We start from the raw sequence: 387 nt of genomic DNA on the forward strand, positions 1-387 counted from the left end.
ATTATGACTGAAAAACAACTGACGCACTTAAAACAACTCGAAGCTGAAAGTATTCACATCATGCGTGAAGTGGCCGCTGAGTTTGAAAATCCGGTTATGCTGTATTCGATTGGTAAGGATTCCGCTGTCATGCTGCATCTGGCAATGAAAGCATTTTACCCGGGCAAACCACCATTTCCATTAATGCATATCGATACTACCTGGAAATTTCAGGAGATGGTCAGATTTCGTGACCAACGCGCCAAAGACTTGGGGCTGGAGCTCATTGTTCACACCAATCAGGAAGGCGTTGAAGCCGGCATTAATCCTTTTGACCATCCCCGTTATACCGACATTATGAAAACCGATGCGTTGAAACAGGCTCTGAGTAAACATGGCTTTGATGCG

Annotated in this window: 1 protein-coding gene; it reads left to right on the top strand. The window is 45.0% G+C overall.

Annotated elements, in window-relative coordinates:
* Positions 1–3: 3 nt before the first annotated feature.
* The coding region (locus B3O33_RS06030) for a phosphoadenosine phosphosulfate reductase family protein (protein WP_292363188.1) at positions 4–387 on the top strand (384 nt) is incomplete at its 3' end.

It is taken from the genome of Methylophaga sp. UBA1464 (assembly GCF_002325665.1).
In the GTDB taxonomy this organism is placed as follows: Bacteria; Pseudomonadota; Gammaproteobacteria; order Nitrosococcales; family Methylophagaceae; genus Methylophaga.